The following is a 20,165-nucleotide window of genomic DNA, read 5'->3' as shown; positions in this document are numbered from 1 at the left end:
GTCTTAAATTTTTAATTAAATATATAATTTCTAGGAATAATTTTTATTATTATATTTAATTTTTAGGGAATATTTATATAGTTAGTTATTTAAAAAAATAGTGAAAAGAACTTATCAACCAAAAAAAAGAAAAAGAGCTAGAACTCATGGTTTTTTAAAACGAATTTCTACTAAATCTGGTAGAAATATATTAAGTGCTAGAAGAAGAAAAGGAAGAAAACAATTAACAGTTTCTAGCGAATAAAAACATTATGAGGTCTTATGACCTCATAAATAAAAATTGAAGAAAAAATACAGATTAAGAAAAATAACTGAATTTAAAGAAGTTTTACGAAAAGGAAAAAGTATCAAAACCTCAAATTTAATTTTTATTTATTTACCTAAACAAATAAATAAAGAAAATAGTAAAAACAATATAAAAATAGGAATAATAATACCTAAAAAAAAGTGTAAAAAAGCTGTTGATAGAAATTATTTAAAAAGAGTTATTTGAGCTATCCATTCAAATATTCAATTAAATAATTTACCTTCTTGTTTTTCTATTTTTTTATATACTAGTTATTTTTATTCAAGATACCAATATAAAAAAATAGATTTTTTAGCCATAGAAAAAGATATAAAAAAAATTTATTCAATATTACTTAAGAAATGTTCCTAAATTTTAGTTTAGGTTCATTTTTAGGACTCTCTCCAAAAGAGAGTAATAGTGAAAAAGCTTTTCGATTATTCGGTGGAGAAGATATTAGTCCTTATAGAAAATATTTAAGAAAAGGACTATTTTATTTAAAAGTAATTATTTATTCTTTCAGTTTTTTAATGATTTCTTGATCATTTTTTCAACATATGTTTACTTCTTATGTAGGTCATTCAAAAGAAATAGGAATAGGATTAGAAGCCGCTTTCCCTTCAACTGGTCCCAGCTCTAGTGGAGATTTAAGATATGATGCTTTTCCTTGACATCCTAATCCCTGAGCTTACTGACCTTTAACTAATTCAAATGGTGGTTTTGGGCCTTATATTATGTGATTTGTTTATCCCATTTCTAGACTTTTTCTTAATTTAATTTGAGCTCTAAAAGGTAGTGATAATAATAGCCCCTTAGATATTTATGGCTTAAATGTTCTTTTTTCAATCATAATTGTCTTATTAATTATGAAATCTATAGTATTTTTAACCATTTTTAGAGCTCAATATTATTCAGATTTACAACAAAGACATAAAAAGAATTTAGAAAGAATTAAAAGTAAATATAACACTGATAAATTAGATAGGCAAGAATGAAGAAATTCTTCTATCTTGAGGCAAAAGGAAATAGGAGCTTATTGTAGGAAACATGGTTTAAAACCTTATTCAGCTTTAGAAAATTTCTTTATTAATACTCCTATTTTTATGGTTGTTTATAAATTAATGACAATTACTAAACCTATTAAACATGCAAAATTATTTGGTTTTATTCCATTATCTCAATCACCTGGAAGTTTGATTATTGGTTTTGATTGAAGACATGTTTTATTCTTTTTCTTCTTTTTTGCTTTGGCAATTCCAATTAATCTTTTTAGTCAGCGAATTCCTTCTATCTTAATGAAGAGAAGATTTCCTGCTCTTCAAAGTGATATTCCACTAAAAATTAAAGATGTAAATGTTGGAAGTAGTAAGAAATTACAAAATATTATTTCTATAGCTTTAATAGCTTTTTCATTATTTTGATCTACTAGTTTGGCTATTTATTATTTCTTTAATTCTTTATTCAATATATTTTTTAGTTATATTATCCATGCTATCTTAAAAAGAAGAAAAGAACAAGATAGTACTTTAAATAAAAAACTAAAAAATTTAGGAATTTAATTTTTTTCTGTCTAAATTATTAAACAAAAAAGAGAGTTATCTCAAATATTTTTACGTAATCCAAATATTCAGAAAAGAATTGCTCAATTAGTTAATACTTCTGCATATAAATATGTATTGGAGATAGGTCCAGGTTGCGGACAAATCACTCAATATTTAAATTTGGATAAAAAAATTTATTTAGGTGTAGAGATTGATTCCAGTCTCTGTTCTTTTTTAAGTTCTAAATTTGAAAAAGTAAATATTCTGAATAAAGATTTTTTGGAATTAGATAATAAAGACTTAGAAGTTTTTGGCTTTCAAAAGTTTTTATTGTTTGGAAATATTCCTTATTCAATTAGTTCAAAAATATTATTGAAATTTTTGAGCATTAATTTTTTTGAAGAAGCATATTTAATGGTTCAAAAAGAATTTTTTGATTGTATATCCTCTAAATTTAATACCAAACAATATTCTTCACTTTCTGTTCTTCTACAATCTTTTTGCGATATTTCAAAATCTTTCGAAATAAGTAGATTAAATTTCTATCCTAAACCCAAAGTAGATTCCATTTTCTTTTCCATAAAAAAGAGAGAAGAAATTTCTGAAGATTTTCTAAAAAATTATGTGGAATTCATTAAGCAATCTTTTTTTAGTCCTAGAAAGATTTTGTGAAATAACTTAAAAAAGAATTATTCAGAAGAAGAATTAAATAATATTTTTTATAAAAATTCTTTTTCCAGAAATATAAGAATTCAGGAGTTACCTCCTGAAAAAATAAAAAAATTATTTCTTGATATTAAGAAAAATATTAAACAATCTTAAAAAATTATTTACTAATTTCTTCAACAGTTAAGCCTAATCTATTTTTCTTGACTCTTTCATATTTAAGAACTTCTTTAATATGAGACAATAATTGATCAGTTGTGTGTATTCCATCATTATTTAAGTTTTCACACATAGTAGTTAAATATTTAACAGGTATTTTTTTTAATAAAGAAAATACAAAAGAGATAATTCCATTTAATATTGTTGCATTAAAATTTTTTTGATTACTACATTCTTTTATTCAATTTTCCATCGCTAATGGAACATTCTTTTTTCTTGTTAACTTTAAATAGAAAATAACATTGGTATACTTACTAAATAACTCTTTAAATTCTCTTTTTAATTCTTTTTTGTCTTGTTGATTCAAAAAGTTTTTTCAAAATAAGTGATATTTTTCTATATCGAAGTCATCTTCAATAGGATTTAATTCATTTTTAATTAATCCTTTTAGTTCACTAATAGATAAATAATATTCATTCTTTTCATTTAATTTAATAGAGAGAGTAGATAATTTAATTAATTTTGAAGGACTAATTTTATTATTTTTCCAACAATCTTTAATTATTTCCACAATTTCTTGTGATAATATAAATTCTTTGCTTAAATGTTTATAAAGTTCATCATAAAAAGATCAATAAAGTTTTTGATCTTCAGGATTTAAGGAAATATTAATTTCATTTTCTTTTTCCTCATTATTTTTTTGAAAGAAAGAAATTTCATTAATTTCTTCATATTTTTCTAAACCATACTTTAATTCAGAAAGTTTATTTTCTGGAATGTTTTTAATTAAATCTTCTTGATAAATTAATTCTTTTATGGATAAAGGAGAATTTAATTTAATTATTAAAGTATCTTCTTTTAAATCTTTAGATGAATAAATTGAAAGTAATTTATAAAGTTCTAATTCAGCAATACTTTCTCTGAATTGTGAATAATCAATCGAAAGATGAGTTAATAAATTAGAAAGAGAATATTTTTCTAATTTATTATTTGAATTAATTCTTGATTGTCCATATAAGTAAGGAAATAATAATAGACTATCTTTGGATAGGGAAAAAGAATAAAACTGAAAAAAAGAGATTCAATTAAATTCTGTAGCTTCTATTTCAAGAATTAAGAATTTTTTATTGAAATCTAACTTAGAATTAATAGGAATTATTAGTAAAAATTAAATGTTTCAAGGAGTTTTGAGTAACTAATTTGACTCTTTGAAAATTATTTCACTTAAAAATATCTTAATTGAAAAAAAAATATCCAAAAATTTTAAAAATTAGTCTAGCAGAGGGGATTAAAGACCCCTCTCTCCGGATATTTCCGAGTTTATTTTTTTAGGAATTTAAAAAATGTTTTTTTGAAAAATTCTATATTGACTCAATTTTTTTCCTAAATTTTTCGAGGATGAAGATTCTTTTCCTTATGAGCCAGATGAAGAAAATGCATTATCAAAACTTAAAAAATTTAGGAATTCGCTTTCACCTGGAAATATGAATCCCAGAAGAAAAAGCAGGCTCATGAAATTTATTTTCATTGCAATTACAATTCTTGTTATTTATTTCATTTGATTTCATAACAGAGTAAGTCATAAAAGCAAAATAGATTTTTGTAAGAATGGGTCAACTAATGGAAAGTTTCAAATAGATGGAGAAGAAATAGATACTAGCGCCCCAGATCAAAACTATTCAGAGAGATTAGCAAGAATAAGTGATTCTGAAACTCTTTTTAAAGTTTTCTTGAAAACTAAAAAAGGAGGAACAATTTCCTTTAATGTAAATAGATCTTCTAGCAACGGAAATAGTAATGGTAAGAAAATATATTCTTTCAATGGAAAGGATGGATATAATTGCAAAATTGAGGCTGAAACAAGCAAAATTACTGGTTGTTGCACTGAAAAAAATGGGGAATGTAAATGTTGTGAGAAAGGGTGTTCTGAAGAATGTTGCAAAAAGGAAGGTTGTAAATGTAATGGAGATGGAAAATGTTGTTGTTGCTGTTGTTTTGTACAGTTGGTTGAATCGGCTATTCTGAATCCTACAGATCCTAATAAGCTTACAACTGGAAAAGTTTTGCTTTCCGTTTTGCCAACATTGCTATATTTGCTAGTGTTTTTGGCATTAGCTAAAGGAGCTTCAAGAGGTGCTTTTGGTCTTTATGGAGGTAAAAGTTCAATTTTTGGAATTGGAAAGTCAATTAGTAAAAGAAATAAGTCAAATATTACTTTTAAGGATGTAGCGGGAATTAAAGAAGAAAAACAAGAGCTTGAAGAAATAGTTGATTTCTTAAAAAGACCTAAGAAATATGCTTCTATGGGGGCTAGAATTCCTAAAGGGGTAATTTTATATGGACCTCCAGGAACTGGTAAAACATTATTGGCTAAGGCTGTTTCGGGAGAATCTAATGTTCCTTTCATCGAAGCTTCAGGTGCAAGTTTCGATGATATGTTTGTTGGAGTTGGAGCCAAAAGAGTTCGAGAATTGTTTTCAAAGGCTAAAAGAATGTCCCCTTGCATCATTTTCATTGATGAAATTGATGCATTAGCAGCTAGAAGGGGAGGTAAATACAATATGCAGGGAAATGAACAAACAATTAATCAATTATTAAGTGAAATGGATGGCTTCAATACTCAAGCTGGAATTATTGTTATAGCAGCTACCAACCGCTTAGAAAGTATTGATGAAGCTGTTTTAAGACCTGGTAGATTTGATAGACATATTCAAATAAATCTACCAGATATTTCAGAAAGAAGAGAGATTCTGAAACTTCATGCTAAAAATAAAAATCTATCAAATAAAGTTAATTTAGAAGAAATGGCTAGAAAAACTCCAGGTTTTTCTGGAGCTCAACTAGAAAATGTATTGAATGAAGCGGCCCTTCTTTCTGTTAGATTCAATAAGAAAACAATTTCTACTGAAGAAATTGATGAGGCTATTGATAGAGTTATGGCAGGACCAGCTAAGAAAGGTAGAAAAATATTATTTTCAGAAAAGAAACAAATTGCTTATCATGAAGCTGGACATGCTATTGCAGGGCTTTATACTGATGATGGAGAGCTGGTAGAAAAAATAACTATTATTCCTAGAGGAAGAGCTGCAGGTTATGTTCTTTCTGTACCTAAAGTACAAGAAAGAATGATCAGCACTAAAACGCAATTATTATCCACAATTCTTACTATGTTGGCAGGGAGAGCTGCGGAAGAATTATTCTTTGGAAAAGACAATATTAGTACAGGAGCAGCTAATGATCTATATAAAGCTACTGGAATTGCTAGAAATATTGTTTTGAAGTTTGGTATGACTGAAGCGGCAGGAATGACTCAATTTATTCCTTCAGAAGAAAATGAAAATCCTTATAAAAATAATTACTCAGAACAATATGCCCAAGTAATAGATCGAGAAATTAATTCTATTTTAGCTGAACAATATGAAAATGCTAAAGAATTAATTAAGGAAAATAAGATAGAGTTTTTGTTAATAGTAGAAACTCTATTGTTGTTAGAAACAATAGATAGAACTCAAATTGAATTTATTCATAAATATAAAAAAGTACCTAAAGAGGCCGAATTAGAAAGAAGCAGAATAGAAAAAAAGGCTGGACTTAAGATTGATGAAGTACTTACTTTTAAATAATGATTTCTCTGAAATGATTTAGAGAAAATTTTGAAGAATTAGAAAAAAGATATAAGGGGAGGTGTTTAGAAGAAGGTATTCTTCTAAAAATAAAACTTTTAGATAGTGAGATTATCTCTTTAAAACAAGAAATAGATAATTTACGAGCTGAAAAAAATAAATTATCTCAAAGTTATAAAGATAATCAGTCTATATCTTTAAGTGGTGAGATAAAAACTAAATTATCAAAGTTAGAGAAAAAGTTAACTCAAAAAGAAGAAGAATTTAATTCATTATTTTTTTCTTTACCTGCAATTCCAGATGAATCAATTCCATTTGAAAATAAAGTAGTTAAAGTTTGAGGGGAGTTGCCTCAAAATAAAAAAATTCAATCTTATTTAGAGTTAGCAACTAATTTAAATATGTTAGATTTGGAGTTAGCCTCTAATATTACAGGTTCAGGTTATTCAGCATATACAGGACAAGGAGAAAAATTAATGAGGATTTTAATTGAATTTACTTTGGATTGAGCTGAACAGTTCGGTTTTCAAAGATATTATTTACCTTTAGTAATTAATAAAGATTCATTATTTTGTACAGCTCAGTTAAATAAGTTTGATAAAAATTTATTTCAATTGAACTTATCAGATAAATTCCTATCTCCTACTGCAGAAGTGCAATTAGTTAATACATGTAGAAATAAGATATTGTCAGAAGATGAATTACCTATTCAGATTTGTGCAAATACTAATTGTTTTAGAAATGAAAAAATAGGATCTGGAGTGGAAAATAAAGGGATTATGAGACTTTTTCAATTTAATAAGACTGAAATAGTAATGTTTGTTGAGCCTGAACAATCAGAACAAGCTCAAGAATTTATGTCTTTTGCAATTGAATCATTACTAGAAAAGCTTGAATTACCTTATAGAAAAGTTTTATTATCAAGAGAAGAATTATCTTTTTCTTCTTCAAAAACTTATGATTTTGAAGTTTGAATTCCTTCTGAAAATCAATATAGAGAAATTTCTTCTCTATCTAATACTAGAGATTTTCAAGCTTTAAGGGGAAAAATTAGATATAAAAAAGTTAAACTAGATGCTTCTGAAAAGAGTAAATATGTACATATATTGAATGGGTCATGCTTAGCAATAGATAGATTATTTGCTGCTGTGCTTGAAAATTGACAAACAGAAGAAGGGGAAATTCAAATTCCTTCTCCTCTAGTTACAACTTTTGGATTTGAAAAAATCTCAAGAGAAAAAGAAATAATAGATGATAAGTTTAAACATTAAGGAGTAATGGCTAGATTAAAGTATTATTCCTTAGGAGGTCAAGATGAAAAATTTAGATTTAGTGGTGTTTTAGAAATAAATGGAGATATTTTCATTTTGAATGCTGGGGGAAGTTGTGTAAACACTAATGTATATGAAATAGAAGATGTAATACCTGATTATGCTTCTTTATTACCTCTAAAACCAAAAATAAAAGGTTTATTTATTGGAGTTCCAAAAGAATTAAATATTGCTTCTTTACCTTATTTTTTAGATATATTTCCTGAAATACCTATTTTTACTAATTCTTTTGGAAAGATAATAATTGAAGAATTTTTAGAAAGATTTGAAAAGGAAGGAGGTAATAAATATTCACCTAATATTATTGCTATTAATTTAATTAGTGAATATGCAGTTCCTAAATCTGAATGTAAAGTGCTACCTATTAAGGTAGCAGCTTCACTCCCTAATTCATTAGCTTGAGCTTTTAAATTATCTCCTTCTGATTATGCTCTCTTTATAGATGAATTTTTAATTGCTTCTGAAAATCTCCCATGCAGGGAGAATCAATTAAATTTTTTATTTCAAGCTCTTAAGAATAAAGTTGCATTATTAATCATTGGAACTCAATCTTGCGCAACAGTTCCAACTTTCGCTTTAAAAGTTGCTGATAATTTTTCTTATTTAAAGAAATTAGTCTCAAGAATTAATACTAGATTATTTGTTGCCACTTATAAAGATGATTGATATACTCTCTTCAATTTAAGTAGAATAGCAAGAATATATGAATATGATTTCTTTATTTATCCTGTTAGATTATCCAAAATGTTTAATGATTTTATTTCTGAGGCTAAATTAAAAAATCATTCACTTTCGAAAACAGGAGAACATAATGCTAGAGAAGGTGTAGTTCAAATTAGAGTAGTGGTTGGGAATCATAATAGTTTATATAGTTTTTTAAGAGAAATGAATAAAGGAAATATTAAAGACTGAGAATTTCTTATTAGTGATATAACAGTCTTCATGACTCATACTTTTACTGAAAGAGAATTAGAAGAAATTTCAGTAATTAATGAGATAGCTGATAGGGGCGGAGAGGTACTAAAAATACCTTCTTCTATTGCTCCTTATATGGCTGGAGCAGAAGACTTAATGTTATTAATTAATTATTTAGCTCCATATAATGTAGTGCCAGTTAATGGTTTTTATAAAGATTATGTAGAATTTACTAAAGCTTTAACTAATGTAATGAATATAGATAAAATATATTTTCTTGAAAATGGTCAATATATTAATATAGAAAGAAAAAATGTAACCATTACTGATAATCCTGTACAAGAAATATATATAGGTAATAAAAAAATATTAGATATTAATAGAATGACTATTTATGAAAGAAGATTAATAGCACAAAGTGGAGTAGTATTAGTTTCTTTAAGATGTAAAAAAAATATTGTTAGTTCTCCGATAATACAAATGATGAATGTTTTTTCTGATGATTATTTAAAATCAGATGAAGTTCTTTCAAGAATTAAGCTGAGTTTAAAACAAGATATTGTGAAATATCTTCAATTAAATTCAGAAATAGATAATAAAGCTTTTAAGCAAATTATTAGAAAATCTATTTATGGTTCTTTAGATTCTTTAATGTACAAGAAACCAGCAGTAATTTCTGTGATTTCTTACTTTAATTAGAGTCTTGTAATGTAGCTGCTAAATTCCTTCCGCAATGAGGGAGTTAATGCTTGTTGAATCCCCAGCAAAGATCAAGAGCATTTCTAAATATTTGGAAGGAAGAGATATGAAAATTATGGCCACTTATGGCCATATAAGAGAATTAGCTAAAGGTTGACTTAATTTTGGTCCTAACAAAATTAATTTCAAATGAGAGAATATTGATAAAAAAATTGATTACGCTAATAAAAAAATTCCTGTTATAGAAGCAATTAAAAAAGAGGCTAGTTTAGCCTCTAAAATTTATCTATCAACTGACCCAGATAGAGAAGGCGAGGCAATTTCTTGACATATTTATTCTATATTGGGCGAGAAAGAACAAAAAAAGTGTTTTAGAGCAGTGTTTAATGAAATTACTGAAAGTGCTGTCAAATATTCTCTAGAGAATACTAGACAATTGGATCAAGCTCAAATTAACTCTTATTTAGCAAGAATTTTATTAGATAGATGAATAGGTTTTAAATTATCTAAATATGTAAGAAGAAAAGTAGGGGGATTATCAGCTGGTAGAGTTCAATCAATTGCACTTAAATTTTTAGCTGATAAAGAAGAAGAGATAAAAGCTTTTCAGCCAAAAAATTGATTTATTTTAAAAGTTCAATTAGCTAATGAATTGTGAATTTCTTTATCTAAGCTTTCTGCCGGCGCAGAAGCTCAATTTGAATTATCTCCTCACGGACATAAAGGATATGTAAATTTTCAAACTAAAGAAGATTTAGATAAATTTCTAATTCAATTAGATGATCATTATTTATTGTCTGAGATAGGAGAATCTAAAATAGAAAGTTCTAATGCTCCAGAAGTTTTTAAAACTTCTACATTATTTGAAATAGCTATTAATAAACTAGGAGCTAAATCTCAAGAAGTTCAGAGAACTGCTCAGAGACTTTATGAAGGCATCCCTTTGGGAGAAGAAACAGTTTCTTTAATTTCTTATCCTAGAACAGATAGAACTTCTCTGTCCGAGGAATTTGTTCAAACAAGTAAAAAATTTATCGCTGCTAATTATGACTCTAAATATTGAGTAGATGAAACAAATTTAAAAAAGAGAGATATTAAAAAGAAAAAAGATTTATTTACTCAAGGAGCTCATGAAGGGATTAGACCAACTGATATTTATATGACTCCGGAACAATTTTCTAGATGAGTATCAACCTCATCTTTAGAATTTAGGCTTTACAACTTAATTTGATCTTATACAGTCGCTTCTTTTTTTCCTCCTTCCAAAAATGAGAAAAAAAGATATAACTTCATTAATCAAGGAAATGTTTTTTTTGCCACAGAAAATAAAGAAATTTTTGATGGCTATAAATATATTTTGAGAAAAAATGGTCTTATGGAACTTCCAGAAAAAGCAGAATTTAATTTCAATCTTTTGAAAAAAAATGAAAAATATTTATCTAAACAATACAACATTGTAGAAGAAAGAAATTCCCCTCCGGCAAAATATAGCGAAGCTACTTTAATAAAAGCTTTAGAAAATAAAGGAATAGGTAGACCTTCTACTTATCCTTTAATTTCAGAAATAGTTAGATCAAGAAATTATGCTAATTTTAAAAATAAAAAGTTTGAAATTACCGAATTGGGTTATAAAGTTTCTAAAGATTTAGATAAAAATTTTTCTAGTTTTATTTCTTATGACTATACAAAAAGTATGGAAGAAGAATTAGATAATATTTCTAAATTAAAAACAGATTGAAAAGAATTTTTAGAATCTGTTTTTAAAACTTGAGAGAAAGATTACAATAAAGCAGAACATTTTGAAATAGTAAAAGATAAATTATGCCCTGAATGTCAAAAACAATGTGTTTATAAATTTTCTAGAAGATGAGGTAGCAAATTTATAGGATGTATTGATTTTCCAAATTGCAAATTTACTGAAAATTCTGCGAGGGAAAATAAACAACAAAATTTTGAAGTATTAGACAAAATCTGTCCAGATTGTAAAGGTCAGTTAGCTAAAAAGAAAAATAAATGGGGAAAATTCTTTGTTTCTTGCACTAATTTCCCTAAATGCAAATATATAGAAAAAAATCAACAAGAAATAGAGCCTATTGAAAATTCTTCTTGTCCTTATTGCAAAGGACAATTAGTGTATAAAGCTTCTTTAAAAAAGGAAGGAGTTAAATTTATTTCTTGTTCTAATTATCCAAAATGTAAATATTCTTCATCTTTAAGCGGGAAAAGAAGAAATAGTAGATTTTCTAAAAATAAAGAAAATTTGATATAAAAAATTCTTAACTTTTAATTAATTTGAAATAAATCATAAAACCCCCCTAACAAAGGGGTTAATTAGGTTATAAAGTTTTACTAATAACTACTTACTACTGTATTTTTAAGATTATTATACAATAGTTTTAAATCAAAAACTGCTGAAAGACTTTCTTTAAGTCTTATTAATTTATTAACTCCTTTTATTTCTTCAATTTCTTCAATTAAATAATCAATTAGTTCTAATAACTCTTCTTTTTGAAGAGTACTAAATTTCTTGTAATATTCTTCATCATCTTTTTTATCTCTTCAAATATCTATTAATTCTTCTGTAAATGAGCTAATAGATATTTCTTTCAAATGTGAAGTGCAGGACTCTGACAATTGAAAATTTAAAGGCTAAAAGCCTTTATTTAGTGCCAAATAATCTATCCCCTGCATCTCCTACTCCGGGAATTATATATCCATGATCATTTAATTCTTTATCTATTTCCGCAACATAAACATTCAAATTTGGATATTTTTCAGTAATTAATTTTTGGGCAATTTCGGACATAATAATACTTAATACCATAATATTTTCAAATCCATTACTTTCTAAAATTTCTAAAGCTTTTGCAAGAGTAACTCCAGTAGCTATCAAAGGATCGCAAAGAATTACTTTAGAATTCTTTCTATCTATGTGTGGAGGGATTTTTTCATAGTATTTTACGGCATTTAAATCTTCATTTCTATAAATACCTAAATGAATAACAGCGCAATCTTCAAAGAATGAGGATAAAGCTTCAGACATTATTAGCCCAGCTCTAAGAACTGGAACAATAACAATTGAATCCGAAAGTTTTTTAGCTACACATTCTTTTATAGGAGTTTCAATTTTGTAATCTACTAAAGAAAATTCTTTAGAAGCTTCTAAAACTAATGCTTCAGTAACCTTCTTTAAATTTTTTCCAAAAACTACACTGTTACTTTTTTTATCTCTAATCTTGGATAAAAAAGATTTAATCAGTTTATTGTCCGAAATATAAATTGACATTTAAATTTGGAATTAAAAAATATCCAATTAAATTTTAGACTTTATTGATTTACATATCATTTACATTCATCCCCCATATGCAAAGAAATCATTTTTGCATCTGAAAAAGATAAATTATTTTTAATTTGATGTTTTTTATCTAATATTTTTTTGTAATTATTCATTTCATCAAGTACAATAGAGCCTACTGTCATTAAATATTTATTGTGCATTGAAATAGGTTGAATATTTTTGAAACCAAAAGTAAAAAAATTATCTTCATATCAATGTGCTCCTCAAATCAAATTATCAAAATTCTTTTGTTTACATTGCTTACAAACAGTAGATAATGCAATTATTATACTAATTTGAAGAAAGCTTAATTCTTCAAAAACAAAGTTTTGAATTCTAAGAATATTTTGAAGAATATCTTTAGTAACATTCTCATTCATTTTTCTTAAATGAGCTAAAGAACTATTAAATTTATTTTCTAATTTTTTGTATTTAGGACTTTGGAATTTATTTTCTTTATTTCGTTCTTCTAACAATATTTTTTTTTCTTCTTCTGAAGTAGTATCTTCTAAAACCCAATATTTAGGCATTAAGACATAATAAAGAAGTATTAAGCCAATAGGGGAAATAAAAATTAAATTTATTCAAGCTCATTTAGTAAAAGAGGTTTTATTAAATTTTTGAGAATTCTTAATAAATCTAGAAGCTATTGATAAATGAATAATTGCAGAAATAATGAATAAATATTTAGTTCACGTGGAATCGATTGGTAGATAACTTCCACTTAAATGTCATAAATAGAAAAAAATTGCAGCAATAATATTTGAAAGAGAATAAATTCCAGCTCATTTTCTTAGTACTTGAGGTTCATGTATTTCTGGAAAATAGTTTCTTTTAAATTGACCATAAAATTGTTGTAATGTAAAGAGATAATTTTTTAGGTTTTTCAACCTAAAAAGTTTTATTTTTTATTAAAGAAAAAAGGTAGTAAATTGATCTTCAAAGAAAACATCCGAAGATTTTAAAATATCTACTTTTTGGCCATTAGCTCATTTACCTCTATGCAAGAAATGATTAATAGCTTGTGTTTGTAATGAGCCAATTCTAGCTTGTTTGACTACATCTTGTAACAGCATTTCCGGAGTTAAATATGTATTGGCGAATTTTAAAAAATCTTCTTCCTGATTTACATCTTTTGTAGTAATTTGAATTAAATAAGAAGCAGAATTTAATCAATCTTCTTCTTCAGAATCAAAGATATATTTAGTGAAATTAAGGTCTTCATTATTTTTCATTAATCCTTGAAATCTACTTCTTGTTTGTGATTGTTGAGAATTTGCTGAATTTTTTAAAATACTTTCTTCAATAAATTTTTTTAATAATTCTTTTCTTGTTTTTAAATTTAAGTATTCTATGGGTTCAGTTTCTTTTGCTTTTTCTAAATCTTTTTTAATTTCATCTAAATTAGGAAGATTAAAAGCATTTTTAATTTGTGGATAAATATTTTCCAATTTATTTATATATCTATAAAAATCTCTATTTGTTGTTAGGAAATCTATTTGTTTTTTATTCTCTTTTCAGTCGATATAGCCTTCTTTATTTAAGAAATCACCGATTTTTTCATAAATTCTGGTAGGCAATTTATTTGCCATTTCGCTAGAGACAATTCCTTTGAAGCCCATCATTTTTCTATTTAAAAAACTTTTTGTAGGGTTTGGAAATCAATGATCTAATAAAACAACATATAACATGTCTAAATTGTTTAAAAGTTGTTTCTTGACTGTAGTAGAAGAGTATCTATCTACTAAATTAATGCATTGCCTTGAATCGAATTTTTCTGAACTTCATTCTTTTTCTGTTGAAATATTTTCTAAGGGAGTTCAAAAGCTATCTATTATTGCTGATTCCATAGGATCTAATATTTCTTTGTTTTCGCAAAATTTATTTCAATTTAGGGAAAAAGCATATGCTCCAAATCCTTCTTTTTTAATAATTTCTCTAATTCATTCTCTATATTTTTCGAATGAATTTTCCATTAAATAAAGAGATGTTATTAAAACTTTTAATTTTTCATGTAATCTATTTTTTTTCGGATTATTTAAGTTAATGAGAGTTAAATAATTTTCTATATTTTCTAATTGTGTTTCTTTGTTATCAAGAATATTTTCTTGATTTTCAGCCTTTTTTAATAGGTTAAATAATGTAGTATCACTTATTTCAGATATTTCAGATAGAGTTAATTCTTTATTGATGATTTCAATTAATTTTTCAATCAATTTAGGAGTTTTTTGGCCATTTTTTTTATTTAAGTTTTCATTTTTTAAAAAATTTTGGAAATAATCTGCAAATTTATTACCAATAAAGTTTTTAGGTTCTTCATTATTTCCATTTGTTGATGTTTGGGAAATTTCACTAAATGAATTTTCTTTATTAGTTCAATCTAAAGAAGATTTAAAAGCAATTGGTATAGAAAGAAAATTTTTAATTAATTTCTTTTTAGAAATTTTTTCGAATAAAAATTCAGCTACTTCATTTTTTATACAAGTTTCACTCTTTATTTTTTCTTGAGATACTTGTTGTAATTTATCATCTTGTTTCATGAAACTTCAATAATACTTATCCTTATTTCTAATTTTTGAAGTTTGCTTTTCAGCTTTCAATTCTTGTGAAAATATTTTTTGTATCTTATTCATGTATTCTTTGATAGGTTTTGCTAATTCAGATATATTTTTTAAGTCTTTTTTTAACTGTTCAGTTAAAAAAGCTGGAGGATTAGGAGATATTGTTCCTAATTTTTTAAAGTAATCATTATTACTGATATTTTGTAAAAAATTATTATTTATTTTTCTGATATCGTAAGATTTTCAAATTTCATTTCAATCTAATAATTTTTTGCTCATTTGAAGTAAAATTAACAAATTTTTAATTATTTCATCGCAGCAGCATTGGGAATTATTTGACTTTAAATACATAACTTTATGTTTTATTGCCAGCCTGTATTTAAGAAGTAATTGAGAAAAATTATCTTTTATAAAGTTTTTAAATTCATTGACCATATTACTATCTTTAAGAAATTGCAATTTTTTATCTTCTGTTTCATTATTTTTACTTTCTTTTTGTTGAATTATTTCATTCAAGCTTATTGGATAAATTAGATTAAAACCTGAATGATCTCTGTAAAAGATAATTTTTTGAGAAATATTTTGTTTAGATTCATTTTCTTTTGCTTTGAGCAGTAAAAATTCTGGATGAGTTTCGCCAACTTGTTCTAAACAGAAAAGGTTCATAGGACTATTTTTTTCAATTTCAAATAGTTTGTTAGAAACTTTTATGATGCCATTATTTGTGCTATTTTTATGGTCATAATTACATTTATTTTTTTCTCCCGTAAAAATAGACGATATAGAGTTAATTATTCTATGTAAGTATCATATATGCAAATTGTTTCGATTATATATATTTTCAGAATCTTCCTGTTGAGTTTGTTGTGTTTTATTTTCTTCGGATAAAAGATTTAAAGCTATATTTTTATGAGAATTATTATTTTTATTTATTCATAAAAGCTTTGTATCCTTAATTAATGCTTCATCTCTATTTGTAGTGCTGAAGGAACTTCAAGTAGAGTAATAATTTCTTCCTTTTTCTCAATCTTCGATTGATTTTTTAAATTCATTATTTTCTGCTTCTTTTTCGCTTATTGCATAGTCAGGAAAATAATAATTGGGTTTTTGGGGTAAGGAAATAATGTCTTTATATTTTTCTTGATATTTTTTTTTCATTTTTTCAGTAAATTCTTGAGAATAAGGAATATTTTTATGTACATAAAAACCAGCTTTATGCCTTTGTATTCATGCTTTCATAAAGAAAGGTAATAGAGGGATAAATTTTTCATTTGATATTTCCTTTACTTTTACTTTTTTTTCTTTCATGAGATGATCTTTTATCTCAAAATAATCAAGAATACTTTTTTCATCTATTTTTGATAACAAATAATTTTTTAATGCGGAAAGATATCATCTGTCATCTTGAATTCATCTCTTTTTAATTCTTTTTGAATTGTTTTGTCAATTTTCAATTCATTTATCGATTTTTTCTTTTTTTTCTTTCAAGTTTGTTTCCAAAATATCTTGTATTTTCTTATTAAAAGTTGTTCCTTGAAAGAGAGTTTTATTAAATATTTGTTTAGCTGTTTGGATTGCAAAACCCTCTATTAAGAGAGGGATTGAGGAAGAATATAAGCTTAAATTTTTTAGTAAATTTTCGGGAGTAATTGCTCCATTTTGATCAACTTGTCCGTTTGAAGGGGAATTCTCCCCAACGGAATAAATAAAGTTATTTACATTTTTATCATTAATGCTTTGAAATCTCAGTGATCCAAATCCTCCCCCTTTATTACTAGCAACTAAAGAGCTGCTTCCAGCTCCAAATGCGGATAGTATGAAAAATAATAATTCTTTTCTCCATTTTTTAAATTTCAACAACTATTTTTCAAGAGGAGCTGCAAATATTTTGTTAATGTTTTTTCAAAGAAGTTCTTCTTGCTTCTTTTTAGAAGAAATGGCTAAATAATTTTTAATCTCTTTATTATCACTATTATTATTTCTTTTAACTACTGTAGATAAATCAGAAATTGAGATACCTATACAATTTATAGATTTTTCAAATAATTTAACTAGTAATGAATTAATTCTAGGAGATCTAATCTTTAAATTAAATAATTTAGTATCAAAATCATTAGAAAAAGTAATTAAACATCCTTCTTTTGAACATATTATTTCATATTTAGAATTAATTTTTTTAATTAATTCAGTTAATAAAAAATTAGAGTTATCTGATTCCAAATATTTTTGTAGAATAAGATATCTTTCTTTACTTAATTGTTTATCGCAGGAATTAAGAATATCTAATATTTCTTCTTCTCTCATTAATTTTTCTATGAAATTTAATTTAGGGAAATCTGAAGCTACAATTTTCAGAATATTATGACTAGTCATATCTTTTATATTAGGTAAATCAGAAGATTTTTGTTTTTGTTCTATTGTTTCACTTAGGAGAGGGGCAATTTTAGGGCCGTCTGTTGAATAGTTCCGCGTTTGAGAATATTGTTTTTGCTCAATAACTTTATTTGCTGAAGTTGTAGAATTCATAAGAATTTCCCCTTTTGGGGAAATTATCTCTTTTTTTAGATTAGCTTGAAAGAGATTTAGAAGAATAAATTTAGAAAATTGAATAGTTTTTAAAGAATTGCTTGTGGTAGAGGACATTACTGGAGCTAAAAAATTAATCATAGAGTTTAAATTAGGACTTAATTTAAGAAATGATTCTGCTTCTTGCACGCTTAAATTAAATAACAATTCCCTAGAGTAAGATCCCATACTATAGAAAGATAGTTCTAGTAATCTATCTAGAATAATTTCGAAAATTCTAATAGAGTTATTAAGATTTTCACTTAATTTAGTTAATGACTCGGAATATTTAGAGTTAAAAATTAAATTCAATAACTCTAAAGAAGTATTTTCGATAATTTGTAAATTATTAATTAATTCTTTTTCTTTTTGGTTGAGAAAAATTTTTTCTAATATTACGAGTGCTTCTCGTACAGAACCATTAGACTCTTCAATAACTTTTTTTAATAAATTTAATTGAATTTCTTGTTTTTCTTGAGAAGAAACTTTCTCAAGGAAGGGAAGTAATAGATGATCTTCTAATGGAGAGAATAACAATTTTTGACATCTACTCAAAATAGTTGGAATAATTTTATGTACTTCTGTTGTTAAAAAAATAAGAATTAAATGAGATGGGGGCTCTTCAATAATTTTGAGTAGAGAATTTCAAGCTTGTAAGCTTAGGCAATGAGCTTCATCTATTAAATAAAGTTTTTTTTTAAGTAATAATGGAGGATAAATTGCATTGCCTTTTACTATTTCTCTAATAAACTCTACTCCATTATTAGTAGCTCCATCTATCTCAATAATGTCAGTACAACCTTCTTCTCGCGAAAGTTTGCAACTTTCACATTTTCCGCAAATATCTTGTGATTCATCAAAATAATCACAATTTATTGCTCTAGCAAATAATCTAGCTGCAGTAGTTTTTCCAGTACCATTTGGACCATAAAACAAAAAAGAATGAATATTTGCTTTTTGTTTTAGAATATTTAATAGTAAATTTTTAGAAAATTCTTGGCCAATTAAATCCCTAAAATATTGAGGTCTATACTTGTTATAAAGCATGCTAAAATCCCTATTATAAAATTTATTTAAAAAAATTAATTTTTAATTTAGGGTATTTAAGATTAAATAAGGTATTTTGTCTAATAAATCTAAATTACAAGAAAAGTTAATTACTTTCTCTTGTAATTCTTGCAACTCTACTTATAAATTATTAAGCAATGATACAAGTTCTCCAATAGTTCAATTAGATATTTGCGCAGCATGTCATCCTTTTTATCTAGGAAAATTAGCTTCTGAATCTAATTTAGGTCCTGCAGAGAAATTAAAAGAAAAATTTGCTTCAGGAAGATTAAACTCTAAATAATTTTTTTAAGAGGGATTTATCCCTCTTATAGGAATATTTTTATTTAATGATTTACAATAAAAAAATTTATTCTTTTTTAACTTCTATAGCCGAAAAACAACCTCTTTTAGAAGAAAAATTATTATCAGATAGTTCCAATATTAAAAATATTGAGCTTCAAAAAGAAATATCTAAAAATAAAGAATTACTTTCTAAATTTTTTATTTATAAAAAATGTATTTCAGACTATGAAGAATGCAAAGAATCAATTTCTAAAAGTAAAGACTTGGAATTCAAGTCTTTACTTGATGAGGAATGTTCTTCTTTACAAAAAAAAATAAATAAATTAGAAGAAGAATTTAAAGCTGAGCTTTTTCCAAGTAGTAAATATGATGGAAAAAATATAGTTATAGAAATGCACTCAGCTGCCGGAGGAGAAGAAGCAGCTATTTTTGTTTCTAATTTATTTGATTCATATAAAAAATATGCTAATGAAAATAAATGGAAATTAAATGTGGTAGATTTACGTGAAAGTGAAAAAGGACTAGCCTTTATTACATTTACCTTATCAGGAGATAAGGTTTATTCAAAAATGAAGTATGAATCGGGAGTACATAGAGTTCAGAGAGTTCCTGAAACAGAATCTAAAGGAAGAGTGCATACTTCTACTATTACAGTAAGTGTTCTTCCCGAAGCTGATGAAATAGAAATACAACTAGACCCTAGCGATATAAGAATAGATGTTTATAGGGCGAGCGGAGCAGGAGGGCAACATGTTAATAAAACAGAATCGGCTGTTCGATTGGTACATATACCAACTAATATTATGGTTGCTTGTCAACAAGAAAGATCTCAAATGTTAAATAAAGAGATAGCTTTCAAAATTTTGAAAACAAAATTATGAGAAAGAGAGAAAAAACTTCAAAAAGAAGAATTTTTCTCTAATTTAAAGCAACAAATTGGTAAGGGAGAGAGAGCAGAAAAAATCAGAACTTATAACTATCCTCAAAATAGAATTACTGATCATAGAATTCTATTAACTATTAATAATTTAGTTGCTGTAATGGAAGGTCATTTTGAGCAAATACATAATCAATTATCTTTAAGAGAGCAAGAAGATTGATTAAATAGTTTAACAACTGGTTAATTAAT

16 protein-coding genes are annotated in these 20,165 nt (G+C 25.8%); 10 read left to right on the top strand and 6 right to left on the bottom strand.

Annotation, left to right across the window (positions count from 1 at the left end):
* Positions 1-100: 100 nt before the first annotated feature.
* The 4 genes from rpmH to rsmA are packed head-to-tail and all read left to right on the top strand — an operon-like array spanning position 101 to position 2,649.
* Positions 101-244: a 50S ribosomal protein L34 gene (gene rpmH, locus PRV_RS02840; RefSeq protein ID WP_022770685.1), complete on the top strand. Its 144-nt coding sequence runs from the start codon at positions 101-103 to the stop codon at positions 242-244.
* A gap of 36 nt (positions 245-280) precedes the next feature.
* On the top strand, positions 281-658 hold the full coding sequence (rnpA, locus tag PRV_RS02835) for a ribonuclease P protein component (RefSeq protein ID WP_022770681.1): 378 nt from the start codon (positions 281-283) through the stop codon (positions 656-658).
* A complete protein-coding gene (locus PRV_RS02830) occupies positions 649-1,845 on the top strand; it encodes a YidC/Oxa1 family membrane protein insertase (RefSeq protein WP_022770676.1) in 1,197 nt (398 codons plus the stop codon). Before rnpA ends, PRV_RS02830 begins: the two co-directional genes overlap by 10 nt.
* A gap of 15 nt (positions 1,846-1,860) precedes the next feature.
* Positions 1,861-2,649 carry a 16S rRNA (adenine(1518)-N(6)/adenine(1519)-N(6))-dimethyltransferase RsmA gene (gene rsmA / locus PRV_RS02825; protein WP_043896115.1) on the top strand — a complete coding sequence of 263 codons (789 nt, stop codon included), beginning with the start codon at positions 1,861-1,863 and terminating at the stop codon, positions 2,647-2,649.
* A gap of 4 nt (positions 2,650-2,653) precedes the next feature.
* Here rsmA and PRV_RS03150 read toward each other — a convergent pair whose 3' ends face one another.
* Positions 2,654-3,223 (bottom strand): hypothetical protein, encoded by a 570-nt coding sequence (locus PRV_RS03150; RefSeq protein WP_022770666.1) that lies wholly within the window; start codon positions 3,221-3,223, stop codon positions 2,654-2,656.
* A gap of 772 nt (positions 3,224-3,995) precedes the next feature.
* On the opposite strand from PRV_RS03150, the gene ftsH reads away from it, so the two are divergent.
* From ftsH to topA, 4 genes are read left to right on the top strand one after another with little or no spacing between them, the layout of a single operon-like run.
* A complete protein-coding gene (gene ftsH / locus PRV_RS02815; protein ID WP_022770661.1) occupies positions 3,996-6,275 on the top strand; it encodes an ATP-dependent zinc metalloprotease FtsH in 2,280 nt (759 codons plus the stop codon).
* Positions 6,275-7,546, top strand: coding sequence for a serine--tRNA ligase (gene serS / locus PRV_RS02810; RefSeq protein WP_022770657.1), 1,272 nt, complete (start codon positions 6,275-6,277; stop codon positions 7,544-7,546). The genes ftsH and serS overlap by 1 nt, the downstream gene beginning before the upstream one ends.
* Before the next feature lie 6 nt (positions 7,547-7,552).
* Positions 7,553-9,220 carry a ribonuclease J gene (locus tag PRV_RS02805; protein ID WP_022770652.1) on the top strand — a complete coding sequence of 556 codons (1,668 nt, stop codon included), beginning with the start codon at positions 7,553-7,555 and terminating at the stop codon, positions 9,218-9,220.
* Between the two features lie 34 nt (positions 9,221-9,254).
* Positions 9,255-11,489, top strand: a complete 2,235-nt coding sequence (gene topA, locus PRV_RS02800) for a type I DNA topoisomerase (protein WP_043896112.1) — start codon at positions 9,255-9,257, stop codon at positions 11,487-11,489.
* Between the two features lie 80 nt (positions 11,490-11,569).
* Here topA and PRV_RS02795 read toward each other — a convergent pair whose 3' ends face one another.
* Genes PRV_RS02795 through dnaX form a run of 5 tightly spaced genes read right to left on the bottom strand, consistent with a single transcriptional unit; the run spans position 11,570 to position 18,730 of the window.
* Complete coding sequence (locus PRV_RS02795) at positions 11,570-11,854, bottom strand: hypothetical protein (RefSeq protein WP_236608067.1); 285 nt, start codon at positions 11,852-11,854, stop codon at positions 11,570-11,572.
* A 25-nt stretch (positions 11,855-11,879) separates the two neighbouring features.
* The gene (gene upp / locus PRV_RS02790; protein ID WP_022770643.1) at positions 11,880-12,506 is read right to left on the bottom strand and encodes a uracil phosphoribosyltransferase; all 627 of its coding nucleotides are present in this window, start codon (positions 12,504-12,506) and stop codon (positions 11,880-11,882) included.
* Positions 12,507-12,547: 41 nt separating this feature from the next.
* Entirely contained in the window at positions 12,548-13,447 is a 900-nt protein-coding gene (locus PRV_RS02785; protein ID WP_022770640.1) for a hypothetical protein, read from the bottom strand.
* Positions 13,448-13,468: 21 nt separating this feature from the next.
* Entirely contained in the window at positions 13,469-16,975 is a 3,507-nt protein-coding gene (locus tag PRV_RS02780) for a DUF3713 domain-containing protein (RefSeq protein ID WP_043896219.1), read from the bottom strand.
* Positions 16,976-16,978: 3 nt separating this feature from the next.
* Positions 16,979-18,730, bottom strand: coding sequence for a DNA polymerase III subunit gamma/tau (gene dnaX, locus PRV_RS02895; protein WP_022770633.1), 1,752 nt, complete (start codon positions 18,728-18,730; stop codon positions 16,979-16,981).
* Positions 18,731-18,806: 76 nt separating this feature from the next.
* Here dnaX and rpmE point away from each other — a divergent pair, with 76 nt between their 5' ends.
* Both rpmE and prfA read left to right on the top strand, forming a co-directional pair.
* A complete protein-coding gene (gene rpmE, locus PRV_RS02770; RefSeq protein ID WP_022770630.1) occupies positions 18,807-19,034 on the top strand; it encodes a 50S ribosomal protein L31 in 228 nt (75 codons plus the stop codon).
* Positions 19,035-19,080: 46 nt separating this feature from the next.
* Positions 19,081-20,160 (top strand): peptide chain release factor 1, encoded by a 1,080-nt coding sequence (prfA, locus tag PRV_RS02765; protein WP_022770626.1) that lies wholly within the window; start codon positions 19,081-19,083, stop codon positions 20,158-20,160.
* The last annotated feature ends 5 nt before the right edge of the window (positions 20,161-20,165 follow it).

Origin of the sequence: Mycoplasma parvum str. Indiana, from assembly GCF_000477415.1 — a bacterium.
In the GTDB taxonomy this organism is placed as follows: domain Bacteria; phylum Bacillota_I; class Bacilli_A; order Mycoplasmatales; family Mycoplasmoidaceae; genus Eperythrozoon_A; species Eperythrozoon_A parvum.
Note: the sequence above shows the minus strand (reverse complement) of the source record. Positions and strands in the feature narration are given on the sequence as shown.